The sequence below is a fragment of the Undibacterium sp. JH2W genome (assembly GCF_049340425.1).
In the GTDB taxonomy this organism is placed as follows: domain Bacteria; phylum Pseudomonadota; class Gammaproteobacteria; order Burkholderiales; family Burkholderiaceae_D; genus Undibacterium.
The window spans coordinates 203,455-220,219 of the sequence record NZ_JBMPOT010000013.1; the positions used below are offsets into that span (position 1 = coordinate 203,455).

Here is a 16,765-nt window from a genome sequence, read left to right on the forward strand (position 1 = left end):
TGTTCATTAGTGGTTCATGCGATTGCTGGCCTCTATCAAGGCGTTATAGGCCTTGCTCACTTTTTCCTGGCTGCCTTCCACCATCCAGCCTGAGCCTGGTTTAAGCATCATTTTATCGCCTTCACTATAGGGCACTTTATCGCGGATGCGGCGTACACGTTCTTTGGCGGCCTTGCGATAATCCTCAGTCGCCCTCTCCAGACTGGACCAGCCGCTGGCGGTGCTTTCTTTGTTTTTCTTGGCGTAGGCGATGGCTTCGTCGGTCAGGCTTTCATACTCCGCCAGCAATTGTCCTGCTGCTGCGGCGTCGAAGCTTTCTTCAGCGATCAGGCGTACCAGCTGCTTGGCCTTGCTCATCAAGGCCATTTGCAGATAAGGCAATTGACGGCCTTCAGTTTTTTCCAACTGCTGCATTTCTGCATCCAGCACCTTGTCGTTTTCGACTTCGATTTCATCGGAGAAGACCGCACTCTTTTCTTCAAAGCGTTTCATGGCGTCAGCCAGTGGCGCATGCAGTTTCTTGCCTTTGGCAAAGGCATCGTCCTTGTAATTTTCACGGCTGTAATACACTTCTGCATCTGTCACCAAAGCGCCGAGTTCAGTCAGGCTGTCTATGTAGGCGGTGGCGGCTGCATCCAGTTTACCCTGCGCCGCGGCTGGCTTGGCAAAGCTGGCCTTGCATTTGGCAATGTCATCGACATCAATCTTGTACAGGCCATAGACGACGGATTCTTTGCCGCTGGGCCCCTTGTCCATGTCCTTGACCCAACTGCGATAGCGGGCAATGCTGCGGTGGCCGTCACCATCGAGTTTGTTATAGCAGGCGATATAGTCTTGCAGCTTGCTGGAGCTGGCCTCTGCGGATTTTGCAGCTGCATTGCCGGTGCCTGCAACTGAGCTGGCTACGGATGCCGTTGCTGGCATGGATGTGGCTGCTGGCGCAGAAGTATCTTCAGTTTTTTTACTGCAAGCTGTCGCCAGCAAGGCCAGGCTGATACAGGCCAGGGTATGTGCTGTGGTGGATTTATGCGTCACTATGTTTTTATATCAGATATTGAAATCAAGGGCTTGCATCGTAAATGCAGCTAAGTGCGCCATCTTAGCTTTTCATTTTTTAAAAAGTTGCAACAATTTGTATCCAGTTGTGTGTACGGTTTCACTCTATTTGCTTTCTGCTGACGCATTGTTTCTGTACAGCCGGTAACTTGTCGGTGATGAACGGTGGTGTACTTCAGCGGTTTATTGACTACTATGCAGTGGTCCTCAGGCAAGCCGCACGCGTGAGCATCATAATTGCCACAATCAGAGAAAGAAACTCACCATGTCCACACACATGAAAACCGCCTGCATGGCCACGAGTTTGCTGTCGCTGGCACTGTCGTCTGCCCATGCGACAGAGCAGGTCATCGTCAAACCCACTGCGCCAGTATCGATCACCAGCCAGGCCAGCGTGGGTAGTGCGCAGCTACCCGATGTGAAGATCAGCAGCACCAGTGATGTGGCACAAAGCAATGTCCCGGTCACATTTGGCCAGGTGTTTGCCGCTGGTGATGTGCCTGCCGGGGCTGGCCTGCTGGGCCAGTTCAGCAATGGCGCTGGCCTGCCTTTGCAGGTCGATATCAAAGCCCGGCATGCTGATGGTTCTGTGCGGCATGCCATCATCACGACAGTCTTGCCACAACTGAGTAAAAGCGCGCCCGCCACTCTGCAATTGAAACTATCGCCTCTGGCCACACCAGCAGGCCAGGTCGCCAAGCCTGCTGACTTGCTCAATGCCGGTTTCAGCGGCAGCGTGAATATCACCATCGCTGGCCGCTTGTATACTGCCTCCATAGACCAGGCACTCAGGGGCAGCAATGTCAGGAGCTGGCTGTCTGGCTCGCAAGTCAGTGAATGGATGGTGACGGCCCCGCTCTATGATTCCACTGGTCTCACTCATCCTCATCTGCATGCCCGCATAGCCGTGCGTTCTTACACCGGTTTTAGCAAAGCCAGGGTCGATGTGACTGTGGAAAATGACTGGGCTTATCAAGCAGCACCGCAAAATTTTACTTATGATGCAGGTGTGGTGATTGGTGGGCAGACTGTGTTTTCCCAGCCGAACCTCACGCACTTTCATCATACCCGCTGGCGCAAGACTTTCTGGTGGGGCGTAGCACCGCAAACCCATATTGCGCATAACCAGGCTTACCTCATCACCAGCAAGGCCGTGCCAAATTATGACCAGCGCATTGTCATTGCAGAGACCGCACTGAACAATATGAAAAACCTCATGGCGGGCGTCAAGTTCCAGCCCATGGGCCCAGGCCTGGCAGAGCCGGGCATGCCCACTACTGGCGGCAGGCAGGATATCGGCCTCATGCCAGGCTGGAATGCGGCCTACTTGCTGAGCATGGACAAACGCGCCAAAGATGCGGCGCTGGCGACGGCTGACCTGGCCGGTAGCTGGTCTGCCCATTACCGCGATAAAAATACTGACAAACCCATCAGTCTGCATGATTATCCTTACATGACCATACTCGGCAATCCGGGTGACACCTATAACCCGGCCACCAAACAGCGCGAAGCTTTCCCTGTCTGTGGTGGCACCTGCACCAATACCAATAGTGCCGATGCAGCGCATACGCCAGCCTTCAGCTATCTGCCTTATCTGGTCACAGGCGACTATTACCATCTCGAAGAAATGCAATTCTGGGCCATGTGGGACGTGTTCCAGACCAACCCCGGTTATCGCGCCAATATCCAGGGCCTGATCTTCCAGTCCAACGTCAGGGTACAGGCCTGGGATATCCGTAATCTGGCTGAAGTCACCTATATCACGCCTGACGAAGACGTACTCAAGGCCGAATTCAACAGGATACTGTCGAATAATCTCGACTACTACAATACTACTTATAGCAATAACGCCACCGCCAATATCTTTGGTGTCATCACCGGGCCGGGTGCGATTGTGTATAACAGCAATATTGGTATTGCGCCGTGGATGGATGACTTCTTTACGTCGGCAGTGGGGCGTGCTGCAGAGCTGGGTTTTGACAAGGCAAAACCTTTGCTGAACTGGAAGGCCAGCTTTGCCGTCAACCGCATGCTGGCTCCTGATTACTGCTGGATTTTTGGTGGCATCTATAGCCTTAATCTGAGAGCCACAGCTACGTCTCCCCTTTACACCAGCTATGGGCAAGCCTATGAAGCCAGCCGTAATCCTGCTGTGGCAGGTATGGCTTGCAACAGCCCGGAAATGGCAAAAGCACTGGGCCTGAAAGTAGGAGAGATGACAGGTTATTCATCGATTGCCACAGGTTATCCTTCGAATATGCAGCCTGCCCTGGCTTATGCGGCTGATTCTGCTTATGCCGGTGGTGCAACAGCCTGGCATAAATTCATGCAGCGCAGCGTCTTGCCTGACTATACTGCCTATCCTGAATTTGCCATCCTGCCGCGCAATGTAACTACGCCTTGATAGAGCAGGAAAAAAACAGCGTACTTCCTACAAGGAAGTACGCTGCGAAAGCCAGAACATGCTCTGGTCTAAGGAAACCAATAGGACAGAATTTATTCTGCTTTTGCCACCTGCGTGTTTTTATCCGCTGCTTCTGCCAGCTTGTGACCATCCCTGCCATCCCAACCACCTCCCAGCGCACGTATCAAACTCACGGCTGATTTGGCGCGCGCACCATCCAGTTGAGCGGCGATGCGCTGTTGTTGCAATACTGTACGGTCAGCATCAATCACATTCAGGTAACTGACTGATCCTTCGCGGTATTGCACATGCGAGAGTTTCGCTGCCCGCTCTGCCGCCTGCACCGCATTGTCTTGTGCCTGGGTCTGGTCGCGCAAAATCCGCAAGTCAGCCAGATTATCTTCGACTTCCCTGAAGGCATTCAGCACGGTCTGGCGGTAGTTGGCGACATCTTCTTCATAGACTGCGCCTGCCCTGTCGACACTGGCCTGGCGGCGGCCACCATCAAACAGCGGCATGGACAACAAAGGGCCGAGCAGGAAAGTACGGCTGCTCCAGTTCAGAAAATCACCCAGGCTGGCTGATGCATAACCGGCGGAGCCTGTGATATCCAGCCTGGGGAAGAAGGCTGAGCGGGCCACACCGATGCGGGCATTGGCGGCAGCCATGCTGCGTTCTGCTGAGGCAATATCAGGCCTGCGTTCCAGCAAGTCTGATGGCAAACCTGCGGGGATATTGACAGCAATGCGTGACAATGGACGCGGCAAGAAATTGAACTCTGCCGGTGTCTTGCCCAGCAAGACGGCCAGTGCATGTTCTGCCACCGCACGGCTGCGTGCCAGCCCCAGTGATTCTGATTGCGCCGTTGCCAGTTCAGCCTTGGCGCGTGCCAGATCCAGTTCGCTGATATCACCTTCTTTAAAGCGGGTTTGTACCAGCTTCAGGGTTTTTGAGCGCAACTCTACCGTGGCGGCATACAAAGCCTGTTCTGCATCCAGCTCGCGCAGCAAAAAGTAAGCTTGTGCCACATCGGCTTGCAAGGCCAGTTGTACGGACTGGAACAGTGCCTCATTCTTTTGCGTATCTGCCGTTGCCGCATCTATGCTGGAAGCCACACGGCCAAACAGATCCAGTTCATATGATGCACCAAGCTGGGCATTGTAGGTCGTGGAAGTCGGCATCCTGGTATTGTCAGGTAAACCCTGGGACGCCGGTGCAGCACGCCCGCGGTTGGCACCCAGGCCCGCATTCACTTGCGGGAACAGGCCAGCACGCGCATCCTGCCGCAAGGCGCGTGACTGTTTCAGACGTGCGGCAGCAGCTTTGAGGTTCTGGTTGGCCGCCATGGCCTGAACCTCCATTTCGTTGAGACTATCGTCTGCAAAGATTTTCCACCAGTCGCCACGGGCGACTTCTTCTGCGGGCTGGGCTTCTTTCCAGTTGCTCGAGTTGCTGCTTGCCTGCACTTCTTTATAGGCAGCGGGGGTCGTCACTTCCGCTTTCTGATAAGTCGGTGCAACTGAACAACCAGCCAGCACCATCAATAACATCAACAGGGATGAAGCAGACTTCAGGGGTTTGATTGTATTCATCATCATGCTCTCTCAAACTTTAACTATGCTGTGCGTATGGTCATGATCGTGGCCATGGTCATGTGCAATAGCTGGCGCTTCATGCACGACAGCAGAATGCAGCTTGCGGCCACCTGCAAGAGTACGCAGCAATACATAAAACACCGGTGTCAGGAACAGGCCAAACAGGGTCACACCCAGCATGCCAAAGAACACCGCCACACCCATCGCATGACGCATCTCGGAACCAGGTCCGCTGGAAATCACCAGTGGCACCACACCCATGATGAAGGCGATCGAAGTCATCAGGATAGGGCGCAGACGCAAGCGGCTGGCATCTATCGCTGCCTGCAAGGGTGTACTACCCTGCAGTTCAAGCTCCCGCGCAAATTCCACAATCAGGATCGCATTCTTGGCTGATAGCCCCACCAGCACCATCAGACCGATCTGGGTGAAGATATTATTGTCACCACCTGTCAGCCAGACGCCGGTCAGAGCCGCCAGCAAACTCATGGGGACTATCATGATGACTGCCAGTGGCAAGGTCAGGCTTTCATACTGCGCTGCCAATACCAGGAACACCAGCAAGACACTGATAGGGAATACCCAGACACCGGCATTGCCCGCCAGAATCTGTTGGTAAGTCAGGTCTGTCCATTCAAACTTGATACCGGCAGGCAGGGTCTTGGCCGCAATACGCTCTGCCGCAGCCTGCGCCTGGTTGGATGAATAACCGGGGGCAGGGCCACCGTTGATATCCGCCGCTGTGTAGCCGTTATAACGCACCACCATTTCAGGACCAAAGCTTGGAGTCACCTTGACCAGAGAAGACAAAGGCACCATTTCACCAGCCGTATTGCGGGTTTTCAGTTGCAGGATATCTTCAGGCTTGGCACGGTAAGGCGCATCTGCCTGGGCACGTACCTGATACACACGGCCAAAACGATTGAAGTCATTCACGTACAAAGAACCCAGATAAATCTGCATGGTGTCAAACACATCAGTCACCGGCACACCGAGTTGCTTGGCCTTGACGCGGTCAAGATTGACATCAAGTTGCGGCACATTGATCTGGTAGCTGGAAAACATAGGTCCCAGTTCTGGCGCTGTCTTGGCTGCGGCGATAAAGGCTTGTGCTGCGGCATCCAGTTCTGCATAGCCCAGTGCACCCTTGTCTTCGATCTGCATCTTGAAACCACCCACCGTACCCAGGCCCATGACAGGTGGTGGCGGGAAGACGGCGATGAAACCATCCTTGATCGCTGAAAACTTCTGGTTCAGCTTGCCTGCAATCGCATTGGCAGAAAGTTCGGCACTGCGGCGTTCTTCAAAGGGTTTCAGCGTCACAAAAACAATACCGGCGCTGGAGCTATTGGTAAAGCCATTGATAGACAAGCCAGGGAAGGCAACTGCGCTTTCCACACCCGCTTCTTTCAAGGCTATGGCCGACATATCGCGGATGACTTTTTCAGTCCTGTCCAGCGTAGCGCCATTTGGCAATTGCGTGAAACTGATCAGGTATTGCTTGTCTTGCCCCGGCACAAAACCACCCGGAACGATATAGGAAATACCCACGGCTGCCGCCAGCAATACTACATAGACCACCATGCTGGAAGCCTTGCGCGAGATGACGCCAGCCACACCTTTGGAATACTTTTCAGAACCGCGATTGAACATGCGGTTGAATGCATCGAAGAAGCGGCCAAACAGGCGGTTCATGACTTTCGTCAGCCAGTCTGGTTTTTCATCGTGCCCTTTGAGCAAAATCGCAGCCAGTGCCGGTGACAAGGTCAACGAGTTGAAGGCCGAGATCACAGTCGAAATCGCTATCGTCATCGCAAACTGTTTGTAGAACTGACCGGTCAGACCTGTCATGAAGGCCAGCGGTACAAACACCGCAACCAGCGTCAGAGCAATCGCAATGATAGGGCCGCTGACTTCACGCATGGCTCTATAGGTCGCTTCTTTTGGTGACAGGCCCGCCGAGATATTCCTCTCCACGTTCTCTACCACCACAATCGCATCATCGACCACAATACCGATGGCCAGCACCATGCCAAACAGTGACAAGGCATTGATGGAATAGCCAAAGCCCAGCATCAGCGAAAAAGTACCGACGATGGAAACCGGCACGGCCAGCAAAGGTATCAGCGAAGCACGCCAGGTTTGCAAAAACACGATGACCACCAGCACCACCAGCGCAATCGCTTCCAGCAAAGTCTCGACGACGGCATGGATGCTTGAACGCACGAATTGCGTAGGGTCATACACGATCTTGTATTGGACTGAGCTAGGGAAGTCTACAGCCAATTCCTTCATTGCCGCACGTACCTGATCAGATACATCCAGCGCGTTGGCACCAGGCGCCTGGAAGATAGGTATCGCTACAGCCGGTTTATTGTCGAGCAAAGAACGCAAGCCATATTCGGAAGCATCCAGCTCTATGCGCGCCACATCCGCCAGGCGGGTGACTGCACCATCGGCAGAAGTCTTGAGTATGATCTCGGCAAATTCTGCTTCTGATTTCAAACGGCCTTGTGCATTTACATTGAACTGCAAAGGCGTACCCGGCACATTCGGTGATGCACCAATGACACCCGCAGCTACCTGCACGTTTTGTTCGCGTATGGAGTTGACCACATCAGATGCAGTCAGACCACGCTGTGCGACTTTTTGCGGGTCCAGCCAGACGCGCATGGCGTAATTGCCAGAGCCAAACAAGCCCACTTCACCGACACCCTTGATACGCGCCAGACGGTCTTTGACATTCAGCACGGCATAGTTGCGCAGGTAAGTCATGTCATAGCGGTCATCCGGTGAAATCAGATGCACGACCATGGTCAGTGCAGGTGAACTCTTGATGGTCGTCACACCCAGGCGTTGCACATCAGCAGGCAGGCGTGGCAAGGCTTGCGAGACACGGTTTTGCACCAGTTGCTGCGCCTTGTCAGGGTCTACACCGAGCTTGAAGTTGACGGTCACCGTCAGGTTGCCGTCACTATTTGCCTGTGACTGCATGTACAACATGTTTTCCACACCGTTGATGGATTCTTCCAATGGAGAAGCCACGGTTTCTGCAATCACCTTGGGGTTGGCACCGGGATACTGCGCCCGCACCACGACAGAAGGTGGCACCACCTCGGGATATTCCGAGATAGGCAACTGGAACATGGCCAGCGCACCGGCCAGCAAGATAATTACCGACAGCACCCCGGCAAAGATGGGGCGGTCGATAAAGAATTTTGAGATATTCATGATATTTTTCTATCTAATCTGTGATGATTAAGATTTGTTAGCTGGAGTAGCTTTATCTTCAGCGCCTGCAACTGGAGTAGCTGGGACGGGAGTCGCTTTGCTCATTGCCACCACATTAGGCGTGATGGTGTCACCAGGCCGTGTACGTTGCAGGCCATTGACGACGATGCGTTCACCGGCTTTGAGGCCAGATTCCACGATCAACAAATCTTCCTGCCTGTTACCCAGGCGTACTTCGCGGTAAGCTGTGTGGTTGTCCTTGTCGACTGCCAGCACAAAGCGTTTGCTTTGATCAGTGCCCACGGCTTTTTCATCTATCATCAGGGCTGCATGCGGTGCACCGCCGCCCAGGCGTACACGGGCATACAGGCCGGGCAGCAGCAAGCCATCCTGGTTTTCAAATACGGCGCGTACGCGTATGGTTCCTGAAGAAGTATCCACACGGTTGTCGATGGAAACCACCTTGCCCTGGCGCGAATAGCCTTCTTCATTCGCCAGACCCAGGAAGACTGGTACCTGGGTATTTTTCGCTTGCGCCGGGTTCACGTATTTCAAAAAGCTTTGTTCATCCACATCAAAGGATGCATACACTTGCGAGACCGATACCAGGGTGCTCAAGGCTGGTGAGCTGGCACCAACTGCAATGACATTGCCGACGGTGACTTCAGCACGCGAGATGCGGCCTGCAACAGGGGCGGTGATCTGGGTATATTCAAGATTGAGTTTTGCCGCCTTCAATGCCGCCTGCGCTGCCAGTACATTGGCGGCTGCTTCACGCGATGCATTTTGTTTTTCTTCAAAATCACGACGGGCAATGGCGTTTTCACCCAGCAGTCTTTCACCGCGGGCCACGTCAGAACCTGTATAGGCTGCACGTGCCTCGGCAGCAGCCAACTGCGCCTGGAAGCGCGCCACCTCAGCCGCATAGGGGCGTGGGTCTATGGTGAACAGCAAGTCACCTTTCTTGACCAGGCTGCCATCCTTGAAATGCACGGCAGTCAAGGTACCGCCAACCAGCGGGCGTATCTCAACTCTATCGACGGCTTCTAGCTTGCCAGAATAATTTTGCCAGTCAACGACATTGCGGCTGACGACTTCGGCGACATCCACCGTCGTGGCTGGTGGCGCTTCCTTGGGTGCTGCATGGCTGGTTTCTGCATGAATGGCACCCAGGGTGCCCGCACCGGCAATCAACATGACGATGGCGGCGCTGATAGCGATGGATTTACGGCTTGGTGCAGTTGAGCTAGTGGATGTAGTGGATTCAGACATGATATTCCTCGTGGATGTAGTAGGTAAATTACTGAGTTCTTGAGTGTCTTTTGCGTTGTCAGACATTTTGTTTTTCCTCCAGGGATACGACAGCAGATGTGTTCAAATCATCAGGAACGGCCAGGCGGCGGCGCAAGAAATCCGCCACTTCCACCAGCACAGGCTGATGCTCAGGCAATGAGGCATGCTTGATCCCGGCAAAACGGGCTACCTGCACAGGCACACCGACTGTGATCAGGGCTGCTGCATATTTTTCTGCCTCCACATGCAGGACATCATGTTCAGCCGTGGCGATAAAGGCGGGTGACAAACCACCAAGGCGGCTGGATTCCAGCGGTGCGGCATACGGGTGCAGGCGCTGCAAAGAGCGCGGCAGGTATTGGCCATAGCAATGCGCACATTCTTGCGGGGTCAGGTCAGACTCCAGTTTTTTGGCGTCACCCAGTCTTGTCATGCTGGGGTCCAGCATTGGGCCTATCAGTGCCTGCGCTAGTATCGGCGGGGCATTGCGGTCACGTGCTATCAGGGTCAGGCAAGTCGCCAGGTTGCCACCGGCATCGTCCCCTGCTACTGCCAGACGACTGGCGTCAGCCTTGATGCTGGCGGCGTTCTTGATGGCCCACAGCATGGCGGTGTAGGCATCTTCTGGTGCTGCCGGAAAAGGCTTGGCCGGTGCCAGTGAATAACCCACGGACAAGACGATGACATTGCTATTACGCGCAATGAAACGCGCCGGTACCTCCGCATCATTCAAGGAGCCGCTGATAAATCCACCACCGTGGAAATACAGCACCACCGGCAAAACTGCATTGCCCTGAGGACGATACAGGCGCAGAGGAATGCCCCCCAGCGGGCCGGGGATGAGGAAATTGTCTATCTGCAAAGAGAGCTCAGCCGTCTTCGTGGTTTTTTTTCTTTTCCTGGCCGGATTGCTGAGTTTACTGAGAATTGTTGCTGTTTCGTCCATCATCTTGTCGCGATTCGCGTCCTAGCTTAGTGAATGGAACGAATAGTAGGGGCGATGAGCCCTTAGATAAACGCTAATAATCCAACATGACTATTCCGTCAGCCCGACTAATCAATCATCAAATTAGGTTTATACTTCGTTCAGACGAATAGTCCTTGACTATGCCAACCAGTTATTCAGGAGTACCGCGATGGACCGCTTCCAGGCAATGCAAGTTTTCACCCGCGTGGTGGATTCCAACAGTTTTACCCGCGCCGCCGACAATCTCGGCCTGCCGCGTACCACGGTCACGACCATCATCCAGAACCTGGAAAGCCTGTTACAGGTGCGCTTGCTGAACCGCACCACCCGCCGCCTGAGCCTGACGCCAGACGGTGCGGCCTACTATGAGCGCTGCGTGCGTATTTTGGCGGACGTCGATGAGACTGAGTCCTCATTCCAGAACGTGGCACGCGGCCCCAAGGGCCAGTTGCGCATCGATGTGCCAGCCTCGATAGGCCGCCTGGTCTTGCTGCCGCAAGTCTGCGAGTTTTATGATCGCTACCCGGATATCAAACTGGTCATGGGCATGGGTGACCGCATGGTGGACATGGTGCAAGAGGCAGTTGACTGCGTGATACGGGTAGGTGAGTTGCAGGATTCCAGCATGGTGGCCAGGCGCATAGGCACTTTCCAGAGCATCACCTGCGCCGCGCCCGCCTATCTGGATTTGCATGGCGAACCGCAAACCCTGGAAGACTTGCAGCACCATCAGGCCGTGCATTATTTTTCCAGCCGCACGGGGCGTAACCGCGACTGGGATTTCATCGTCGATGGCAAGAACATTGCCCTGACCGTGGATGGCAAAATCTCGGTGAATGATTCAGAAGCTTACCTGGCTTGCGCCCTCAAGGGCTTTGGCCTGATACAGGCACCGCGCTTCATGCTCATGCCGCATCTGCAATCGGGCGCCTTGCGTGAAGTTTTGCCACAATGGGCACCTGCTGCCATGCCCATCTCAGTGGTCTACCTGGCCAACCGCCATCTCTCACCCAAGGTACGCGCCTTTGTCGACTGGGTGGCAGAACTCTTCCCACGCTGCCCCCTGTTCAGCGGCCGCGATGCTGAGTTCCTGAATGGCACGGGAGAATGCAATTTCGCCAAACCAGAACAAGCCACCATGGGCAACACCCTGCGCGCCATGCTGGAACACCAGAATGTGGCAGAAGCGGTGTATTGATGAGTTGGAATGCCTATGTAGCTTGGTCCGGGCCTCGCTAGGCTACGTATCGTAGGTTGGGCTACGTCTCATCAGCCCAACACTCGACGTTTAAATAACGTATACGTTTGTTAAGGCCCAGTGTTGGGCTGATACCCCGTAGCCCAACCTACGAGACTGACTCTGTGCCTCGGTGCCTCTGTGTTGAGTGGTCTTGAAGTTCGTAGATTGGTCCGGGCCTTGCTAGGCTACATATCGTAGGTTGGGCCAGGCTGTAGGTTGGGCTACGACTCATCAGCCCAACACTCGGCTTACAAATCACGTACTCGTTGAGCAGAGGCCCAGTGTTGGGCTGGTAAACCGTAGCCCAACCTACGGATTGCGTAGTTTGAGTCGACTCGTAGGTTGGGCCGGGCTTGTAGGTTGGGCTACGTTTCATCAGCCCAACACTCGGTCTCAACAAGCCTATCCATCATTTAAGCCACGCAGGCACTGGCCCCGCATCACTACCATACACATCCCACACACTGTCCGTGGGCGCTGATGTGGCAGCAGCAAGCATGGCGATAGCCAGATCAGGCCTTGCTATCGTGCGTTTCATGTCGAGGCGATGATTGGCATGGGCAGATAACATGGCGGCCGTTGCTGGCCGGGTCGTTTCGATTCCATTTTCTAATACATCAACCAGGCGCGGCGCACGCAGTATCATATACGGCAGGCCGCTCTCCATGAGCACCTGTTCCCTGTCCACGATATTCTTTTGCATGCCACGTTTTGCCAGGTTCAGCAAATGCCAGGTCAGTGATGATTTTCCTGGCCCCATGACCGAGAGCAGGATAATGCGTGGCAGCCTGGTATTTTGTTTTGCAGCACCCAGCACATTCACGAAGCCATCAAACATCACTGAGCGTATCAACTGTCTCGATGCAAATGCCTTGTGGATATCCACCGTAAAAAATACTGCCTCCAGCTCACCTGCCAGTGCCGCGGCTATGGTTTCCGGTTTGCCTATGTCGGCAATGACGGGCTTGATAAATTCTGTTGCTGCGGGCGGCTTGCGTGCAATGGCGCGCACTGTATGACCCTGGCTGGCCAGCAAATGGGTAATGGCTAAACCTGTGCCGCTGCTGGCACCGACTACTGCGTATTCTTTCATATTCATTCTCTTTTCTTTTGTTTATTCTTGTTTATATGCTTTTCAAAACGTCGACCAACTGGCTGTTCAAGGCAGGCGCGCTGGCAATAAAATTGGGGCTGGATAAAGTCCAGGGCTGGCCTGTCCAGTCTGTCACCTGGCCGCCTGCTTCCGTCACCAGCAAGGCACCGCTGACCAGGCCAGACAAGACATTGCCGTGCTGCCAGAATGCATCGAGTTGCCCGCTGGCGACCTGCACCAGTTGCATGGTGGCAGGCACAGCCATGCGTACCAGCAGGGCATGTTCCAGCATGGCGGTGACAGACTGGCCTATCTTGCTGTAAGCCAGCTTGCCTTCGCCCGGCGTCGCCTGGCCAGTGCTGACCAGGGCTGCCGCCAGGCTGGGTTTTTGCGATACTTGCAGGGGCTGGCCGTTCAGCAAGGCGCCACCACCGCGCACCGCTGTATAGAGTTTTGCTGCCAGCGGCTCAGCAGCCACCGTCAGGACAGGCACATTGTCACGCACCAGCGTTGCCGTCACTGCCCATTCTGTCGTACCGTGGATATGGTTGACATTGCCTTCTGCCGGATCAGCCACCCACCATTCGCCAGCAGGCAGGGGCCCGCTGGATTTTTCATCGTCCAGCCATTGCGCACCTGGGCGCAGGGCCAGTAAAGATGTACGCAATTGTGCAGTCACGGCATTGTCATTGTCTTCTATCATCGTCAGCAGTTGCGGCAGGTCGGCAGGACGCGCATCTGGTTTGAAGCGCTGGAGCAGCAAGTCAGCTGCCTGGCGCACGGCGATTACGGTGGCGTTTAATAACTGCTGGTCGTTTTCATATTGTGTTTGCATGATTATTTGCTTTCGCTAGAAGAGATAAAGTAGGGATATAATATGAGCTATCGCTCATATTTGAAACTCGCATTCATGCCAAAGATAATCAAGCAGGCCACCACCCCGCTGGCCCCTCGTAAAAACCCCACGCAAGCCCGCTCTGTCGCCACCGTAGAAGCCATATTGCAAGCAGCTGCTCACATTCTCGAAACTGAAGGCCTCACTGCCTGCTCCACCAATGCCGTAGCAAGAAAGGCTGGCGTCAGCATAGGCTCGCTCTACCAGTACTTCCCCTCAAAAGACGCCATCAGCAGGGCGCTGATACTGGAACAAACCACAGCACTCGTCGAAGATGCCGAGAAAATAGACCTGCAGCAGGGCGGCCGCAAGGCACTGGAAGACTTGATCGATGTCGCCATCACCCACCAGCTAAAAAGACCGGCGCTGGCAAAAATACTCGACGCAGAAGAACTGCGTCTGCCAGTAGCCGCAGACCTGAAACGCCAGTCCACCCGCCTGCGCAAAACCGTGCACGACATACTCTCTCAGGCAGATATGCCAGAAGGCGCAAACGATGCAGAAGTCATGGCCGATCTGATGGGCATCATCAAGGGCATGGTCGATGCAGCAGGTGCGCGTGCTGGTTCAGACTCCCCTGCCAGTGCAGCCAATTTGCGCAAGCGAGTGAGGAGGGCGGTGTTTGGATATCTGGATGCGGGGGATTGAATTTCTCGTGATGACCGATAGTCTGCATCTGGTAGGGGGCGCCATGCGCACCCTGCGCCGAGAATTTCACCGCCGAGGCAGGAATAAACTTGAACCCTCCAGCACTTCTCTGTGACTCTGTGTCTCTGTGGTGAGCTTTCAGGTCTTATACCTTTCGTCGATCAAAACGGTGCGTTAAAACGCAGCCTACGACACGGTTTGCAACTCGGCGATTTCTTTCATGCATGCCCAGCAATATGAAGCCAGCGAGCTAAATTGCAGCCTGATTCACATAAACACGAAACAGGCTTATCATCCAGTATCTTGCTCGTGTCAACGATCATGGCCAGGATGGCGTTTAAGCAGTTGCTTGCCAGATCGCCATGCCAGGAAACGCTTGCTTAATGCTAATGAAGCGCAGGCTGACCGTATCATGTGACCACTTTTCGAGAAATGAGCACCATGAATTCTTCATTGAAACCAGCTGTCTTTTTATGTGCAGCCATCGCGCTTGCCAGTTCATCCTGTGCTTACGCAGCCGATAAACCTGCTGCCCCGCCTGATCTGGCGCTTTCCTGCCAAAACCCGGTAAAGAAAGGCGACACTGCGCAAAGCCTGAAGAAACGCTATCCGGGAAACACCGCGGTGCAAGAAACCGAAGGCGCAGAAGGGAGTACCCAAAAAGTACTGGTGCTTTATCCGCAAAATACGATGAAACCCTACAGGGTAGAAGTGTACTTCGATGATGATGCAATGACCCGCCTTGTTTCCGTCAATATCAATAGCGAAAAAAGCCAGTGGACTTATCAGGGCCTGAAGCTACTCGATTCCGTCCAGGCCGTAGAAAAACAGAATGGCAAACCATTCACCCTGTATGGCTTTGGCTGGGATTACGGCGGCCACGTCACCAGTTTCAATGAGGGTGCTTTTTCAAAACCATCCGGCGATTGCTCCCCGCATTTCCGCTTCCAGCTACGTACTGATAAAAATGCGCCCAAGGCGATACTGGGTGAACAAAAAATAAAATCCAGCCTGCCTGCAGTAATCCAGGCACAGCCTTATCTGAGCGAAATATCGCTGGATTTTGTAGAGAAGAAATAGCAAGTCAGCGTAGGTACGATTAGCGTAGAGTAATCGTACACAGCCGTGCACCGAAAAAGAGAAAAGACCTCAAGCATGCAGCTTGATGCCGAAATAATTCAGTAGTATCGCTACGTCCAATCGGTAGATTGTTCTTGGGCCTCACATTCATGCATTTCGCAATAGTGAGATGCATGAATACAAGGCTCCATTTTTTTATATTTTTGCAATTATTTCCGGCTGTTGAATATTAAATCATGGATATAATACCTGCACTCGCCATGCAGGCATGGCGCTGATACCAAACAAGACAAAAAATCAAAACAAAATAAAGAAGGGGAAACCGTGCTCATTATCTGGGGGAAAATACATGTACGCAAAAATATTGGCTATGCTGCCGATTTTTGCCCGATCTGTCGCGGGCCGCAGGTATTCAAGCTGGTTCGCATCGGTCTGGCCAGCCATGTGTATTACATTACCTCCGGTGAAGGAGAGCTGGTCAGCCATGAGCGCGAATGCCAGCAATGCAAGACGCTGCTCAATGCCAATCCTGATGGGTATCTGACACTGTCCAAGAAAAAACAATCGCTTGCTGAGCTGATGAAGACGACTTTCCCAAGCTTGCCGGAAGTGTATAAAGACAGGATGGAGCTCGAAGAAAAAGTCACAAAAACCCCGACCCTGCTGACGCCGCAAGAGCGCGACATCATGATCACGACACCTTTTCATCTCTTATCACCTCTGGTAGAAATGCGCATAGGGCAGACTCGCATAGACATGGGCATTGGCCTGGCGCTGGTGGCTTCGTTTTTTCTCATTACCATCGTCCGTGTATTGTTAACGAAAATCCTGCCTTTTGATGAAGCACTCATCTTTCTCGCCTGCGCCCTCATCGCCTTGCTGGTGATAGGCTGGCAAATACTCACTGCCGGCAGCCGCTATGTCAAGCGCCGCATCATCCCTGTCCTCGGCCCCAACTTGAAACCCTTGAGGCCGACAGAAAGCGAGCTGAAATCAGCATTGGCAGAATTGAAGGCAGACCGGAAAAAAATGGCGACGAGATTGAATATCGCTGATCTGCAAAAATATTTTTGAAGGCAGCGTATTTCTTTCTTAAAGCATGGGTGACATTGATGGTCGAAAATTTGGGAATACCGCGTAGGTACGATTAGATTCTATGGTTCCCGTCAAGTTTTTATCGAGATGAGATCAGAATTAAAATCAACGCCGTTCTTGAACAGGCTAAAAGCAACTCGCAATATTTTACGTGCGATGATCATGATA

The 16,765-nt window shown here is 53.6% G+C and carries 12 protein-coding genes; 5 read left to right on the forward strand and 7 right to left on the reverse strand.

What is annotated here, in order from left to right; all coding sequences use genetic code 11:
• Positions 1-6: 6 nt before the first annotated feature.
• On the reverse strand, positions 7-1,035 hold the full coding sequence (locus ACO0LC_RS20530; protein WP_423006531.1) for a YiiG family protein: 1,029 nt from the start codon (positions 1,033-1,035) through the stop codon (positions 7-9).
• Between the two features lie 286 nt (positions 1,036-1,321).
• Between ACO0LC_RS20530 and ACO0LC_RS20535 the strand changes: the two genes are divergently transcribed.
• On the forward strand, positions 1,322-3,460 hold the full coding sequence (locus ACO0LC_RS20535) for a hypothetical protein (protein WP_423006533.1): 2,139 nt from the start codon (positions 1,322-1,324) through the stop codon (positions 3,458-3,460).
• 92 nt (positions 3,461-3,552) lie between these two features.
• Here the strand turns inward: ACO0LC_RS20535 and ACO0LC_RS20540 are convergent, their stop codons facing one another.
• Genes ACO0LC_RS20540 through ACO0LC_RS20555 form a run of 4 tightly spaced genes read right to left on the reverse strand, consistent with a single transcriptional unit; the run spans position 3,553 to position 10,528 of the window.
• On the reverse strand, positions 3,553-5,055 hold the full coding sequence (locus ACO0LC_RS20540) for an efflux transporter outer membrane subunit (RefSeq protein ID WP_423006535.1): 1,503 nt from the start codon (positions 5,053-5,055) through the stop codon (positions 3,553-3,555).
• 9 nt (positions 5,056-5,064) lie between these two features.
• Complete coding sequence (locus ACO0LC_RS20545) at positions 5,065-8,286, reverse strand: efflux RND transporter permease subunit (RefSeq protein ID WP_423006537.1); 3,222 nt, start codon at positions 8,284-8,286, stop codon at positions 5,065-5,067.
• Positions 8,287-8,313: 27 nt separating this feature from the next.
• The gene (locus ACO0LC_RS20550) at positions 8,314-9,558 is read right to left on the reverse strand and encodes an efflux RND transporter periplasmic adaptor subunit (RefSeq protein ID WP_423006539.1); all 1,245 of its coding nucleotides are present in this window, start codon (positions 9,556-9,558) and stop codon (positions 8,314-8,316) included.
• Positions 9,559-9,616: 58 nt separating this feature from the next.
• Complete coding sequence (locus tag ACO0LC_RS20555) at positions 9,617-10,528, reverse strand: alpha/beta hydrolase (RefSeq protein WP_423006541.1); 912 nt, start codon at positions 10,526-10,528, stop codon at positions 9,617-9,619.
• Positions 10,529-10,715: 187 nt separating this feature from the next.
• Here ACO0LC_RS20555 and ACO0LC_RS20560 point away from each other — a divergent pair, with 187 nt between their 5' ends.
• Positions 10,716-11,744, forward strand: coding sequence for a LysR family transcriptional regulator (locus ACO0LC_RS20560; protein ID WP_423006543.1), 1,029 nt, complete (start codon positions 10,716-10,718; stop codon positions 11,742-11,744).
• Positions 11,745-12,195: 451 nt separating this feature from the next.
• On the opposite strand, the gene ACO0LC_RS20565 is transcribed toward ACO0LC_RS20560, so the two are convergent.
• Together ACO0LC_RS20565 and ACO0LC_RS20570 are read right to left on the reverse strand one after the other, a co-directional pair.
• Positions 12,196-12,879 (reverse strand): SDR family oxidoreductase, encoded by a 684-nt coding sequence (locus ACO0LC_RS20565; protein WP_423006546.1) that lies wholly within the window; start codon positions 12,877-12,879, stop codon positions 12,196-12,198.
• Positions 12,880-12,910: 31 nt separating this feature from the next.
• Positions 12,911-13,714, reverse strand: a complete 804-nt coding sequence (locus ACO0LC_RS20570) for an inositol monophosphatase family protein (protein ID WP_423006548.1) — start codon at positions 13,712-13,714, stop codon at positions 12,911-12,913.
• A 75-nt stretch (positions 13,715-13,789) separates the two neighbouring features.
• Between ACO0LC_RS20570 and ACO0LC_RS20575 the strand changes: the two genes are divergently transcribed.
• The 3 genes from ACO0LC_RS20575 to ACO0LC_RS20585 all read left to right on the forward strand — a co-directional run bounded on the left by ACO0LC_RS20575 (position 13,790) and on the right by ACO0LC_RS20585 (position 16,576).
• A complete protein-coding gene (locus tag ACO0LC_RS20575; RefSeq protein WP_423006550.1) occupies positions 13,790-14,422 on the forward strand; it encodes a TetR/AcrR family transcriptional regulator in 633 nt (210 codons plus the stop codon).
• Between the two features lie 441 nt (positions 14,423-14,863).
• Positions 14,864-15,502 (forward strand): hypothetical protein, encoded by a 639-nt coding sequence (locus ACO0LC_RS20580; RefSeq protein ID WP_423006552.1) that lies wholly within the window; start codon positions 14,864-14,866, stop codon positions 15,500-15,502.
• A 324-nt stretch (positions 15,503-15,826) separates the two neighbouring features.
• The gene (locus ACO0LC_RS20585) at positions 15,827-16,576 is read left to right on the forward strand and encodes a hypothetical protein (protein ID WP_423006554.1); all 750 of its coding nucleotides are present in this window, start codon (positions 15,827-15,829) and stop codon (positions 16,574-16,576) included.
• Positions 16,577-16,765 lie beyond the last annotated feature (189 nt).